General features: G+C 41.8%; 11 protein-coding genes. 5 read left to right on the top strand and 6 right to left on the bottom strand.

Annotation, left to right across the window (positions count from 1 at the left end; genetic code table 11):
* Positions 1–38: 38 nt before the first annotated feature.
* Together hda and JMW39_RS06350 are read right to left on the bottom strand one after the other, a co-directional pair.
* Positions 39–842 (bottom strand): DnaA regulatory inactivator Hda, encoded by an 804-nt coding sequence (gene hda / locus JMW39_RS06355; RefSeq protein ID WP_201544906.1) that lies wholly within the window; start codon positions 840–842, stop codon positions 39–41.
* Positions 843–1,136: 294 nt separating this feature from the next.
* Positions 1,137–2,243: an AI-2E family transporter gene (locus tag JMW39_RS06350; RefSeq protein ID WP_201544905.1), complete on the bottom strand. Its 1,107-nt coding sequence runs from the start codon at positions 2,241–2,243 to the stop codon at positions 1,137–1,139.
* Between the two features lie 375 nt (positions 2,244–2,618).
* Between JMW39_RS06350 and purM the strand changes: the two genes are divergently transcribed.
* Entirely contained in the window at positions 2,619–3,668 is a 1,050-nt protein-coding gene (gene purM, locus JMW39_RS06345; RefSeq protein WP_201544903.1) for a phosphoribosylformylglycinamidine cyclo-ligase, read from the top strand.
* On the top strand, positions 3,668–4,369 hold the full coding sequence (gene purN / locus JMW39_RS06340; RefSeq protein ID WP_201544902.1) for a phosphoribosylglycinamide formyltransferase: 702 nt from the start codon (positions 3,668–3,670) through the stop codon (positions 4,367–4,369). Before purM ends, purN begins: the two co-directional genes overlap by 1 nt.
* Positions 4,370–4,531: 162 nt before the next feature.
* Here the strand turns inward: purN and JMW39_RS06335 are convergent, their stop codons facing one another.
* Both JMW39_RS06335 and JMW39_RS06330 read right to left on the bottom strand, forming a co-directional pair.
* The gene (locus JMW39_RS06335; protein WP_201544901.1) at positions 4,532–5,920 is read right to left on the bottom strand and encodes an NAD-dependent succinate-semialdehyde dehydrogenase; all 1,389 of its coding nucleotides are present in this window, start codon (positions 5,918–5,920) and stop codon (positions 4,532–4,534) included.
* Positions 5,921–6,307: 387 nt separating this feature from the next.
* Positions 6,308–7,297: a LysR family transcriptional regulator gene (locus JMW39_RS06330; protein WP_201544900.1), complete on the bottom strand. Its 990-nt coding sequence runs from the start codon at positions 7,295–7,297 to the stop codon at positions 6,308–6,310.
* A 906-nt stretch (positions 7,298–8,203) separates the two neighbouring features.
* Between JMW39_RS06330 and JMW39_RS06325 the strand changes: the two genes are divergently transcribed.
* Together JMW39_RS06325 and JMW39_RS06320 are read left to right on the top strand one after the other, a co-directional pair.
* Positions 8,204–9,790 (top strand): isocitrate lyase, encoded by a 1,587-nt coding sequence (locus JMW39_RS06325; protein ID WP_201544899.1) that lies wholly within the window; start codon positions 8,204–8,206, stop codon positions 9,788–9,790.
* A gap of 263 nt (positions 9,791–10,053) precedes the next feature.
* Complete coding sequence (locus tag JMW39_RS06320) at positions 10,054–11,748, top strand: CYTH and CHAD domain-containing protein (RefSeq protein ID WP_201544896.1); 1,695 nt, start codon at positions 10,054–10,056, stop codon at positions 11,746–11,748.
* Positions 11,749–11,994: 246 nt separating this feature from the next.
* Here the strand turns inward: JMW39_RS06320 and JMW39_RS06315 are convergent, their stop codons facing one another.
* Both JMW39_RS06315 and JMW39_RS06310 read right to left on the bottom strand, forming a co-directional pair.
* Positions 11,995–12,609, bottom strand: a complete 615-nt coding sequence (locus tag JMW39_RS06315) for a nitroreductase family protein (RefSeq protein ID WP_413786216.1) — start codon at positions 12,607–12,609, stop codon at positions 11,995–11,997.
* A 211-nt stretch (positions 12,610–12,820) separates the two neighbouring features.
* A complete protein-coding gene (locus JMW39_RS06310; protein ID WP_201544892.1) occupies positions 12,821–13,360 on the bottom strand; it encodes a L,D-transpeptidase in 540 nt (179 codons plus the stop codon).
* Between the two features lie 146 nt (positions 13,361–13,506).
* Between JMW39_RS06310 and JMW39_RS06305 the strand changes: the two genes are divergently transcribed.
* Positions 13,507–14,802 carry a hypothetical protein gene (locus JMW39_RS06305; RefSeq protein WP_201544890.1) on the top strand — a complete coding sequence of 432 codons (1,296 nt, stop codon included), beginning with the start codon at positions 13,507–13,509 and terminating at the stop codon, positions 14,800–14,802.
* Positions 14,803–14,835: the final 33 nt, after the last annotated feature.

Here is a 14,835-nt window from a genome sequence, read left to right as displayed (position 1 = left end):
TATAAAGGGCGTGTTTATGATTGTTAAAAAATGAAATATTAAAAATCGAGCGGCATGGTATGTTGGTCTTGATTGGCGACATCATTATCTACTTGCGTTTCTTGGGCGATATCGGCAAGCTCGGCGGCAAGCGTTTGCTCATCGATGGTGCGCAGCGCATCACTGATGACCGCTTTAGATATATTACTGCGGCCAAGATTGGAGAACATCGGCTGAATATAGTTCAGTACGTCCATCATAGCGCCGATACGATGCGGGCCTTCAGTAAGCAAATAATCAATAATGCGCTCATCGAACTGCCAACCACGCCGGCGTAAGATAGATTGCAACAATGCCTGACGGTCTGCCAAATCATGACCAGTCGGCACTTTAAAGCTTGGCGATTGCGCCAAACGGGTAAGCAAGTCTGTTAGCTGAAACGGTAATTCGGTCGCCGGTTTGTTAGAGGCAAAAATCAGCTGACGCTGCCCTTCTCGGCTACGATTAATCAGGTGAAACAATGCTTCTTGCCATTGACTGCTTTGCTCAAGCACCTCTAAATCATCAATCGCAATCAGGGAAAAATTCTCTAGAGAGGATAGAACATTGACATCGGTATGAATCAGCTCATTCAATGACAGACAAATTGCCGATTTGTCCATCTCAATAAACGACTCACAAATGGCGGATAATAAGTGCGACTTGCCTGTCTCTGGGCTGCCAAATAGGTACAGCTGACCAATCAGGCCGACATGGAGCTGCCGCACTGCATCGATAATAGACATCCAACCCGGACCGGCAAAGTCGCTGAGACTCGCATCATGCTTAATGTCCAGATTGAGACTTAGCTGTGCTTCTGCCATGAATCATCAACTCGGTTTGCGTAGCGCAATCACTAAAAAGGCTAAACGACTAATATTCTGTAAACTGGCTTTGCTAACTTTTACACTTATCAAAGCCAACCTAGTAACGGCAAATACCGTTAATACTGCGCCTATATATAACATATTTGCAAAATGACTGACAAGTCTTTTACCCATTAAGCCCAATCAATCATTATTTATCCATTTTACAATAAACTATTAATGATTGATGAGGTGCTAAAATTCACACTTAACTAGCAGAAAAAAGCGCTACAAGATTAATTTATTATAAATTTATTTTTCTTCAAATAAAGCCAACTGTTTACGACCTTTATAAAAGTCAGTCGATTGGTAATAAGCATACAGATGACGGAATAAAACATTAAGCACAGCGGACACCGGTAGCGCGATAAGCATACCAACAAAGCCCAGCAAACTTGCCCCTGCCAATACCGCAAAGATAACCCATAACGGTGACAGACCTATCTTGTCGCCTAATAATAGTGGCTGCAAAACATAACCTTCTGCCGCTTGCCCTACTAAAAATGCCCCAACAATCAACGCTAGATAAGTCCAGTCTAAGCCAAACTGGAACAGACAGGCTATAATCGCGGAAATAAAACCGATACCAAAACCCAAGTACGGAACAAAGCTAGCAACCCCAGCGACCATACCAATAATCAAGCCAAGCTCAAGTCCGATAAGCTGCAACTGTATCGCATAAATCGCGCCCAGTAGTACCATGACCAACAGCTGACCCTTAATAAATGCCATCAGCGCCTGATCACATTCTTTGGCAATCTGAACGACTTTTTCATTATAAGCCGCCGGAATAGCGAGCCGCCACGTCTGTAAACGCTTGTCCCAATTAAACAAGAAATAAAAGGTTAAAATTGGCACTAATACAATCAAGCCAGCATTATTGATAAAATTCATACTAGAGGCCAGTATTTGACTCATCATGGTACTGGCATCAGCAAACTTGTAATTGGTTTGCATATAATCAACCAAGGTTTCAGAAAAACCTTTAGCTTCTAGTTCTGGCAGACGAATGCGGCTATTATTGGCAAACCACTCACGCACAACTTGGTTATACCAATTTAATACTTTGGGGAGATATTCCCATGCCGCTTGCAGTTGGTGCCATAAGGTTGGTATTAGCCACCAAAGCAGCAGCACCATACCAAGGGTAATGGTCGAATAAACAATAATAATCGCCATCCAACGCTTGATATATTTTGATAAACGCTTGACCAGCGGATTGAATAAATAAGCCAGTACAAAGGCAACGACAAACGGTACGATAACCGGCATCATCAAATACAATAAAAACACGGTCACAACAATCGCAACGACGATGAATAAGCGCCGGAAAAAGGGATCTATTGGTTGGTTTATCATTAAGGGTAACCCTACGATTAAGTCAATGTAAAATGCTGGCTTATGATGGTTTTTTAATCAAGTTATGTCGTTAGCAACTTTATATTTATTATGTTATTTAGCAGCGTCATTGTCGTAGGTTTTGCCAACGACTTTGGCGTTCTATTATCGCAGAGTCCAACAAAAAAGCAGTCATTTTTTGTTTCTTAATTTTTTATTGAGCCTGATACAGTCTTTATTAGCAGTCTTCTTCAAATATCAGCCAAATATTGGTAAGTTGCTTTGCGGGCAAGGGTCATTTTTGGGTATAATGCGCGCACTATCTGCGAAATTAACACGACCGATCCGCTTTTCTACTGACAGACCTTCATTCCCTATAAAATTTGTGAGATGACCATGAGTAACAAGCCTTCTTTAAGCTACAAAGATGCTGGCGTTGATATTGATGCTGGCGATGCGTTGGTACAGCGTATTAAATCAGTGGCAAAAGCCACCTCTCGTCCTGAGGTTGTGGGCGGACTTGGCGGTTTTGGGGCGCTTTGTCGTATTCCGACTGGTTACACCTCACCGTTATTGGTTTCGGGTACTGATGGTGTCGGCACCAAGCTTAAACTGGCATTACAATTAAACCGTCATGACACTATCGGTATCGACTTGGTTGCTATGTGCGTAAACGATTTATTGGTTTGCGGTGCTGAGCCATTATTCTTCTTAGATTATTATGCGACAGGCAAGCTTGATGTCGATGTTGCTGCTACTGTTGTCACTGGCATTGGTGAAGGCTGTAAATTATCAAATTGCGCACTTATCGGTGGCGAAACGGCTGAGATGCCTGGCATGTATCAAGATGATGATTATGACCTAGCGGGATTCTGCGTCGGCGTAGTCGAAGAAGCGGAAGTTATCACTGGTGAAAACGTGGCAGAAGGCGATGTATTGATTGCCCTTGCCTCAAGTGGCGCGCATTCAAACGGTTATTCATTGGTACGTAAAGTCATAGAAGTGAGCGGCGTTGATATTACTACTAGCAACGAGCAATTAGACGGTCAGCCTATTCAAGACGCACTGATGGCTCCTACTCGCATTTATGTTAAAGCGATTAAAGCGCTACAAGACACCCTTGGTAGCTCAGCCTTACATGCCATGTCACATATTACTGGTGGCGGTTTAACAGATAACCTGCCACGCGTACTACCGGATAACTTGGCGGCTAGCATTGATACCAACAGCTGGAAGTTCTCAGAACTATTTACTTGGCTACAAACCCAAGGTAATATCGAGCAAAGCGAGATGTACCGTACCTTTAACTGCGGCGTTGGTTTTGTCATCGTTGTCCCTAAAGATAAAGCAGATGCTGCTATTCAAACCTTGACCGATGCTGGTGAAAAGGCATGGAAATTAGGTGAAATGGTCAAGCGTGAAGCGGACGCCGTGGTGTACCGTTAATGTCAGACGACAATTTAAAAAGTATTGCAAAACAATCAGCTAAGCCTTTACGCGTCGCTGTTTTAGTATCTGGTAGTGGTAGCAACCTGCAAGTATTGATTAATGCCATGCAAGCTGGAGCGTTACCGATTGAAATAGTAGGTGTCATCAGTAACCGTGAAGACGCTTATGCCATCACACGTGCCAATGACGCATCTATTCCCGTTGCCGTCTTATCTCATGTTGCGAGCGGCAAACGCATGGGCATCAAAACCTTTGAAGCCCATGCCAGCGCGCAACTAAGCGCTTGGCAGCCTGATTTGATTGTCTTAGCAGGATTTATGCGGGTGCTAAGTGGCGAATTTATCGATAACGCCCCTGCGCCGATGATTAATCTGCATCCTGCTCTATTGCCTGCTTATAAGGGTCTTAATACCCATCAGCGTGCCATACAAGCCGGTGAACGCCATCATGGCTGTAGTATTCATCTGGTCACCGCTGAGCTTGATGCCGGTGCTGTTTTGACCCAAGCGTTGCTTGAAGTCAATCAAAGAGATACTGCTGATAGCCTACAAGCACGCGTACAAAAAGGTGAACATCAACTGCTACCATGGACGATACTACTGATTGCTAACGGTATTATTAACTTAAGTAATCCAAATAATGATACTGAATTATCTTATTTACCCGCTTTACCTTTAAAGCTATGGATAAATAATTAGGCACTAAAGCTTTAAATATAGAGCTATATTTTATAAAAAGCAGAACCAGTTATGGTTCTGCTTTTTTTATGTGCTGAAATGATCGGTAATTTATAGCAAAAAAAATACCTCGTTATTTAATAACGAGGCATTTAAAATTAGAAGGCCAAAACATTCTAATAATTAAACAGGCTTTTTACCAACCACGTGCACAGCTTTGATATTGACAAACTCTTTGATACCAAAGCCACCATGCTCACGACCATAACCTGAGTCTTTAACACCACCAAATGGCAATCCTGGATTGACTAAGTTATAACCATTGATATAAACCATACCCGTGTCAAAATGCTGCTGGGCTAAATGAATCGCCTTCTCTTCGTCTTTTGAAAAGATAGCACCGCCCAGTCCATAACGGCTGTCATTAGCAATTCTGAAAGCATCGTCTTGGTCTTTGGCACGAATGAGCGCCGCAACAGGACCAAATAACTCATCTTTATAAGCAGGTTGATCTGGTTTGATGTTCTCCAAAATCGTTGGTGGATAAAACGCACCTGGCTTATCAGGTACTTCACCGCCTAAAGTAATGGTCGCACCTTTGCTAACACTTTCTTGCACTTGCTTATGCAACTCATCACGCTGCTTGCTGCTTGACATCGGACCTACGTCAGTCGATTCTTCCATTGGATCGCCAACCTTGTAGCTGTTGAATTTCTCAATAACCAGATCACGGAATTTATCGTAAACACTATCGACGACCACAAAACGTTTAGCTGCGATACAAGTTTCACCGTTATTGTATAAACGTGCATGAGCACAAGTAGTAGCCGCTAAATCCAAGTCCGCATCTTCTAATACGATAAAGGCATCGTTCGAACCAAGCTCCATAACGGTCTTTTTCAGCACTTTAGCCGCTTGCTGCGCTACCACTCGGCCGGCGACATCACTACCGGTTAAGGTAACACCGCGTACTTTTTCGTGCTCAATGACTTGCTCTGACTGATCATGATTAATGATGAGTGTACGGAACAAATCGTTTGGTAAATCAGACTCATGCATGATTTTTTCAATCAACAACCCTGAACCTGTTACGTTTGAGGCGTGCTTAAGCAGGATACTATTACCAGCCATTAGATTTGCAATGGTATAGCGGAATACTTGATAAGCGGGAAAGTTCCATGGCTGGATACCATAGATAATGCCGATAGGATTGTAGCTGATTAAACCTTTTTTGATACCTTCGATATCGCGCTCATCATTCGCTAGAGCGGCAACTCCTTCAGCAGCGGTGAAATCACAAATCGCTTTACATAGATCTACTTCGCCTAAGCTCGCCTCTAAAGTCTTACCGCGCTCCTCGGTCATCAGCTTCGCGAGCTCTTCTTTATACTTCATTAGCGTATTGCCAATCGAGTTGATTACTTTGGCACGCTCATCGGCACTGACCAAACGCCATTCTGAAAAAGCTTTGTGCGAGGCATCGATGATTTTATTGACTTCATCGCTACTCATATAAGTGTAGTCTTTAATGTCTTTACCCGTCGCCGGGTTCACAGTGGTAATATCTGCCATGATAATTATCCTTATTTATTTGATTATTATTTAATGAATACTTAATCAGCGAGGCACAATTGTTAAAAAACAATCTATCAACAAATGAGTCGATATTATCGAATCACTTAACAATGGCCGCTATAATTGTCTTTTTTCTTAACGTCTATTTAGCATAACAAAATGCATTGGCTATAGGTTTACAAGTTATAAAGAAGTGTGAGTATGATGTTAATAATGTGACAGTCTTATAAAGCTCATCTGAAACCTTATAATCTTAAATGACCTTATAAGCTTAAATGATAGGTAAAGCTTAAAAACTAAATCACCAAGAAAATAGACAAATAAAAAAACCAGCACATGAGACATGAACTGGTTTTTTTATTTGTCTATTTTCTTGTTAGCGCATTAGAATAAGTGATTAATAATCGGTATCTCTTGCGGCGGATTCTCTTCATCATCGACGATTTGGCGAGCAACGTGCATGATAAGCTGACGCAACCAGCGATGGGCTGGATGATGCTGCAATAAGGGTGACCAAGCCATGGTCAGCTCAAACTCAGGAATAAAGAACGGTGGCTCTTCCATGATGATACTGTCGTTATTTGCCTGCATTTTTGCTACCCGAGTGGGCAAGGTTGCAACCAAATCCTTGTTCGCCGCGAGCATGGCAGGCATTTGATAGTGACGGGTAAAAACACTGATTTGACGTTTTTGACCTAAGCGTTGCAACGCCTGATCGATAGAGCCAAGTCCGCCAGATTTTTCTGGATTGACCCCAAAGCCAACACCCATACCGGTTTTAGATACCCAAACATGCTGGGCTTTTAGATAATTTTTGAGGTTGAAGCGATGAGCATAAGGACTTTCAGAAGATAGTAAGCAGCTGAAGGTATCACGCCATACCAATACTTGATGGAAGCTTTGTGGAATCTCGTTAAAGCGGTTGATTGCCAAATCTACCCGCCCCTGCTCCATATCTCTGTATGAAACGTCAGATGGCGTCAAGAAATCTAAAATGACATTGGGCGCTTCAGAGCGAAGGGCTTTAACCAGTTTTGGCACCAAAGTCGCCTCAGCGTAGTCTGAAGTCATAATACGGAAAACGCGGGAGGTGCTATAAGGGCGAAACTCGGTACGCGGCTCAAGCACTTGCGTCAAATCTGCCAGTATCTCACGAATGCGTGGTTGCAGCTCAAGCGCACGCTCAGTTGGCGTCATACCCTCTGATGAACGTACCAATAATGGGTCATTAAACAGTTTGCGTAAACGTCGCAAAATATTACTCATCGCAGGCTGGGTAATGCCAAGCTGCTCAGCAGCACGTGTCACATTTTTTTCGCGAAGCAGCACATCTAAATGTACCAATAAATTCAAATCAACCCGCTGCAAATTCATATATTTTTCTCTTTACCTTAGAATAAATACCACAATAAGCTTGAGCAAACTTGGTATTTTTCGCACTGTTATTTTAACTAAACCTACTATAACAGCATAATATAACGATATTTTTTACTAGAATCTCTTGAAGTATTCATATTATAACTCAAATTAACCGCCATAAGCCATTGTTTTATCTACACTATAACCGTATAAAATACCCAAGATAATAATCATAAACTAGATAAATTTTGGTAAGGCAGTTATAGTGATTGCCGTAGACCAAATACAGCTAAGACTATAAAAACAAGCTTTTAGCATTAAATATAATGAGTCTAAACGCTTAATAATAAAAGTATTTTGAAAATAAGTTCCAATAGTAGATACGATTAAATAGGTAATGAACCATCATAAATTATTGTGTCGTCGCCTATCTTATAGATAGACAGCATTGATTATTGTAACACCTCTTATCACCAAATATGACACCGCTGACCCATAATTGCTTAAACGTTATATAGAAGCTTTTAAGCATATAACATTTTTAATAAATACCGCTATCAGCTAGATACAATCACTTGATCGTCAACAACTTTTTTACTCATTCTTTTTAAACTCAGTAGTTTTTAACTGACGAGTTCAGCAATCGCCTTGTATTAATAGACAGGTTTGTTTAGGGTAAGTAAGGCTGGATGATTAAGCGGCAACCTAGTTTGAGCGATATTAAATTGGCTATATCATGCAAACCGCTATACCCACTGTCATAAAAGCTTGATAAAGTGACAATAAGAATTCGGTTTAGGTTTTAGTAAAATACAAAGTTAGTAAGATATACATTTAGCAAGATACAAGGTTAGTTGCCCTATCTTTAATTGTTGTGACAATTAAATTTTCGTTTTTTACACCCCACCAAGGAGACTATAGATGTCAACTGCATATAAATCAGCGATCGATTTAGTACGTGAATTAAAGCAAAAGCACGGTAACTGGCAGAACATTAGCGAGACTGATGCGGCACGTATGATGTCACAAAACCGTTTTAAAACCGGTTTGGATATCGCCAAATATACTGCAAAAATCATGCGTCAAGATATGGAAGATTATGACAATGATACGTCTCAGTACACGCAGTCTTTAGGTGCATGGCATGGTTTTGTTGCCCAGCAAACTATGTACGCTAAGAAAAAATACTTTGGTACGACTTCTAAAACTTATATCTACCTATCAGGTTGGATGGTTGCAGCCCTTCGTTCTGAGTTTGGTCCTCTTCCTGACCAATCTATGCATGAAAAAACCTCTGTACCTAAGCTAATCGAAGAAATCTACACTTTCTTACGTCAAGCAGATGCTAAAGTATTAAACGACTACTTCCGTGAGCTAAACGCTGCAGAAGAAGCCGGTCAAGACACTTCAGCTATCCTAGAAAAAATTGAAAACTTTGATTCACACGTTGTGCCAATCATTGCTGACATCGATGCAGGTTTCGGTAACGAAGAAGCGACTTACTTGCTAACCAAGCAAATGATCGAAGCGGGTGCTTGTGCTATTCAGGTTGAAAACCAAGTATCTGACGCTAAACAATGTGGCCACCAAGCGGGTAAAGTAACGGTTCCGCATGAAGACTTCATCTCTAAACTAAATGCTATTCGTTATGCATTCCTAGAGCTAGGTGTTGAAGACGGTATTATCGTTGCTCGTACTGACTCTGAAGGCGCATCACTAACGCAAAAAATCCCAGTATCAAATGAGCCAGGCGACCTTGCTTCTAAATACATCGACTTCATCGAAATGGAAGAAGTGACTTTAGAAAACGCAAAAGAGAACGACAGCTTGCTTAAGCACAACGGCAAACTAGTACGTCCAGTTCGCTTGCCAAACGGTCTATACCAGTTCCGTGAAGAAACGAACATCGACCGCGTTGTACTTGACTGTGTCACTGCTCTAGAAAACGGTGCTGATCTACTATGGATCGAAACACCAACGCCAGATGTAGAACACATCAAAATGATGGTTGACCGTATCAAAGAGCAACAGCCTAAAGCGAAGCTTGTATACAACAACAGCCCATCATTCAACTGGACGCTTAACTTCCGTAAGCAAGTTATCGCTCAGTGGGAAGAAGAAGGCAAAGACATCTCTGCATACAATAAAGATGACTTGATGAGTGCTGATTACGATGGTACTGAACTTGATACCGCAGCTGACGAAGCAGCTAGAAACTTCCAACGTGATGCATCACGTGAAGCAGGTGTATTCCATCACTTAATCACGCTACCTACTTATCACACTACTGCACTTAGCGTTCATGAACTTGCTAAAGGCTACTTCGGTGATGACGGTATGCTTGCTTATGCAGCTGGTGTACAACGTAAAGAAATCCGTGAAGGCATTGCTTGTGTTAAGCACCAAGCAATGGCCGGTTCTGACCTTGGCGATGATCATAAAGAGATCTTCTCTGGTGAAAACGCCCTTAAAGCTGGCGGCGGTAAGAACACGATGAACCAGTTCTAATCACCGATTAGTTTATAAGTACATTTTATAAGTAAAAGCTATAAGAAAAGCCGCCCTACATCGTAGGGCGGCTTTTTTATGCGCTATACATAACCCCATCTACTGCGATAACAGTACTATTTAAGCAATCGTTTCATTAACCGCTATTCTAATCAATGCTCCTATAATTTGAGCCAACCAAAACGAAAGTTTTACTTGTTATTCACCGGTAGCTTTCATACGATGGTAATCAATTATATTTACTAAAATAATCGGGAGCCATCATGCAAGAGATAGAGCTAAAGTTTTTGGTACCAGAATCACGATTAAAGGGTTTGCTGCGCCAAGCACAAATCAAATCTTCCGAGGTGACGCAACTGGCTGCCCATTATTACGACACCCCTGACCAACAGCTTGCACAGGCAGGTATTGGCTTACGTATTCGTCAAGAAGGCGATGCTTGGGTACAGACTATCAAAGCAGGCGGCGACGGTATTGCGGCACGTTTAGAACACAATGCAGTACTGGATAATAAGCAGGTACAGGCGATGCTCGAGAGTAATACGCTCATGCCTGATTTAAGCATTTATAAAAACACCTCTGTCGCTCCTGCTCTGGCTAAATTTAAGCTAAAGAAATTGGCCAAAAAACTCATACGGCTATATGTGACCGATGTAGAGCGCACCACCCGATTGCTGGTAGACGATAGTGACGATGAATCGAATAACCATATTGAGATGGCATACGATTATGGAGAAATTATTCACGGTAATGATGAAACCTATCGCACCCCTATTCAAGAAATTGAGTTTGAGCTGATATCAGGCGATATAGATTTTTTATTTACAACCGCCAAAACCTGGTGTAAGCGCTATAAACTTTGCCTATCTACGGTTACCAAAGCTGAGCGCGGTGGTCTGCTAATCACTGAGCAAAATCATAGCCCAGCGGTTGGCGCTGACCTCAACCAACTGACTGTCAACAAAAACAGCAGCATGCCTGCTTTTATACGTGCAGCCGTGCATAACTGTCTGTTGCAAATACTACCAAATAGCAGTGCTATCGTGGCTGGCAGCGACGACAATGACCATATCCTGCAATTGTATATCGGCACTGCCCGCTTGCAAGCTGCTCTACAAGTATTTGCCAGCTATTCTGACGAGATCAATCCAGACTGGCTACCAATATTAAAACAAACAGCGGCGTTATTGAGTGAGTACCGAGAACTTACCTATCTCGCCTCGCGCATAGAGCCTGACTTACAACAGCAAGGCGCACCTATCGTCGATTGGACAGTAGACATTGATGCGCTAAAGATGATCCCAAAGGATGCTGTCAGCGCCAATGATTTTCAGCTGATCTTGCTTGAGCTGATTGCTTTCACCATGAGTGACCCAAGCCTTGAACCGCAAGCTGATAAACCCGTCATTGATAAGCTCGCAAAAACGCTATCCAAACAGTATGCAAAGCTTGGCAAAACAGCGCAAACGTTACAGAGTAAAAAGGATGCTGACTTTGATAGTATCAATGGAGAAAATAATGACTTAATAAATGACGATTTAAAAAGTGTTGGTTCAAAAGATATTGACTCAGGAAGCATCCATTCAAAAAACGTTGATGTAGAAAATGACGATATAGAAAACATTGATATAGATGATAACAATGAAGAGCAAGCCATTCATGAGCTTAATCACCAGTTAACAACCTTACTTTATATCAGTGAATTCGCCGCGCCATTATTAGATAAGAAAAAGTCAAAAAAGAAAACCAAACGCTGGCTAAAACGTGTGGTCAAAGCGCAAACAGCCTTGAATCAATATCGCAATCATCTAACATATCAACAGCGCTATCAGTTGAAATCAGAGACTGATATCAATGCCTTATATGGCGCTGGCTGGTTTACATCCATGATAACTAGAGACCATAAGCGCAGCAAAAATCGCTTGACTAAAGTGATAAACAGTTCTATTTTTTGGTAAAATACTTATAACAGCGTCAATAAAACTTAGAATAAACAATGCTTTAAAAAAAATAAGCTTAGAACAAAAAAAGACAGCGCATTTTATATGGGCTGTCTTTTTTTGTGGTGCGTTTTTTAAAGGGCTTTTCCCGATTGGATAAGTCAACTAAACTATATTAAAAAATTAACGCTTTAACTCAGCCAATTAAATATCGAAGATTGATATTGGTTTTCTAGGTCTAGCTCTTTTATCAGCTTAGCGCTTTTATAAACCCAACACTTTCATACGCTCATTGACTGGCTGATAAGTTTTCTTGCCAGCAGGCTCAACAATATTACCAAACGGCATTTGCGCCACCAATTCCCAGCTATCTGGGATAGAAAAAGCCTTAGCCACATCTTCATCAACAAGCGGATTATAGTGCTGTAGGTTGGCGCCAACATTCAAAGTACGTAGCTCTGTCCACATGGCATACTGGTGCATGGCTGAGGTTTGCTGTGCCCAAACTGGGAATTTGTCAGCGTATAGCGCAAACTGTTGTTGCAGTGATTTGGTCACATTTTTATCTTCATAAAATAGCACGGTACCAGCGGCGGCACGGAAGCCATCCAGCTTTTGCTTGCTGCCAGAAAAGTCGCCATCACCGACTGCTTCACGCAGTTTTTCTTCAGCGATGTCCCACAATTTCTGGTGCTCTACACCAAACAAGACGACCAAGCGCGAAGATTGTGAATTAAAAGAAGAAGGAGTATGTAATAAAACCCGCTCTGCCATATTTACAATCGCTTGTGGCGCTATTAGTAGCTCGTTGCCCAATGCATATATTGAACGGCGCTCATCAAAGGCTTGTTGTAACGTCACTAGGCTTTCTTTAGACATCATCATTATCCTTGTAATTATAATAAAATGTAGATTAAACGAGCCATGCTTGGCATAACACGTTAATTATGAACAAGGAAGTTATTATATCAATATACTAAATAACGTCTAGACTCTATAAAGTTTATTTTATCAATCACTCTATAAAGTTATTCTGTTTAACTTAAAATTCAAGAAAATAATTTACCACGTAATCGTTAATAAATAGTAGTTAATTAGCGATAATCGTCACCGATGTGCCCTCTTGCACGTGCTCAAATAGCTCAACAATATCTTCATTGCGCATACGTATACAGCCATGCGAGAGTGGCACGCCCATCGGCTCAGTATCTGGCGTACCATGAATATAAATATAACGCTGATAGGTATCACAATCACCTTGGCTATTACTGCCCTTATTAAGCCCCTCTTCCAGACCACTTAACCATAGAATACGGCTTAATATCCAATCGCGCTCAGAATGTTGTTTACCAAGCTCTGCACTATATATCTCGCCTGTAGGAACACGTCCAATAAATACCGCATTCATAGGTTCATTTGCGCCAATTTTTTCGGCGATAAAATGTTTGCCAAGGGGCGTACAACCGCTATCTTGCTGACTGCCTATGCCATTTTTAGCCGTAGAAACCGTATATTGAGTCAATTCTTTATCGTGTTGGTAAAGCGTTAGCGTTTGCTGAGCAATATTAATCACTAAATGCGCATTAGAACTTGCGTTAAATTTTTCATTAAAGCTTTCGTTATTTGTCATAGAAGTCTTCCGGCGGTCATTCATCTAATGGATGTCATTGTTGACCGCATGATAAGTAAGTTGATTAAATTTTTCTATTATTAAGGGATTGTATCAAGGCTTTTGGCACCGTAATATAGGGGCACACTTTTTGATGCTAGCAGATTATGACGACTATTTCACCGACACGTGTGTCGATGTATGATTTTCTTTATCAAGATACTAAGCCGATGGTGTCATTATTGGCAGATGCGGCCAAGCTTTCATTACCGCAAGCAAGATTGGCGATGGATGCAAGTTTGCAGGCCATTGTCAGTGCCTTGCTTGCTTATCAGCAGCACAATGATGGGCAAGCCGTGAGCAAAAAGCTGTTTGGTCGCGGCGCTGTCAAAGAGCTACGCCAATATAACTCAATGAATTTTTCCACCATTAATGCGACGTTATATCATCGTCATGAAGCCTCGGATGCGATATTTTATGATAATGCCCGTGTGGTTAAAGCCAGTGATTACATTGCTGAGCAGATTGACGCGACGACGCAGCAAGTGCAGATACTCTTCACCTGTTTATGCGTGATTGTCTTACGTGAGCTGGCCATTTTAGCCGAATATAGCCAACTTGATAACGACGAGATAGATAAATGGTTTTCTCTACAGCCACAGTTTTTATCAGCTACTCGCTTTGCCATCAATGAGCCAGCGTCTGTCTCTGTTAAATTGAATGAGGTTAATGAAGATAACGGTCTGATTGCAGCAGAGGTCAATTCAGAATTGGCAGTAAAAACAAAAGCAGCAGCCGAATCCGAAAACAGTCCTAACACAGAACGTTCGTTATTGAGTATAGAGCAACTCGCTGATAACCCGCCAGCTTTCAATCCTTACTGGCATGAGTTGACAACATTCAAGCCTGAAAATCAACAGCCTGTGCAAGACATGCAACTGGCGACCGGTAATTATTTAAAAGTCATCGGGCGCTCCTCTACGAATGCCCAACAAGGCAAACATAATGACTTGCTCATGTTTGCAGAAATGAGCGCCATCAGCTTGCCGCACCAACGCTGGCTGCTGCAACTGGCTAAAATTTCAGAAATATACTTACAGCGTAACCGCCTACGCATCACCTCCGAGCCTGCCAGCGCACCAAAACCCCCTTTGGTCAGCTTAGGTCTAATCGGTAGCAATAACGACAATACGCCGACTACCACCAGTGAAAAACCCATTGAATACGACGCACCTATACCTCTCTGGAAAAATCCCGTTATCCTGATTATTATTGTTGTTATCGGGGTGCTCGGTGGACTAGCCGCTCTCAAATATCAAAGCCAGAAATCTGACGGTATGTTACTGGCGACAAAAGAGGTGATAGAACAAGACCTGATGAAAGAGCGCCAACAGCAAGATGTGGCCATTGTTATGGTAAACGATGATGAAGATGATGCTGAAGAAACAAAAGCGGCTCAATAATAAGTGACAGAAATTAGTACATAACTTCTTAAG

The organism is Psychrobacter immobilis (assembly GCF_904846175.1).
Classification (GTDB): domain Bacteria; phylum Pseudomonadota; class Gammaproteobacteria; order Pseudomonadales; family Moraxellaceae; genus Psychrobacter; species Psychrobacter immobilis_E.
The sequence above is the reverse complement of the archived record's forward strand: the minus strand, read 5'-3'. Positions and strand labels throughout refer to the sequence as shown.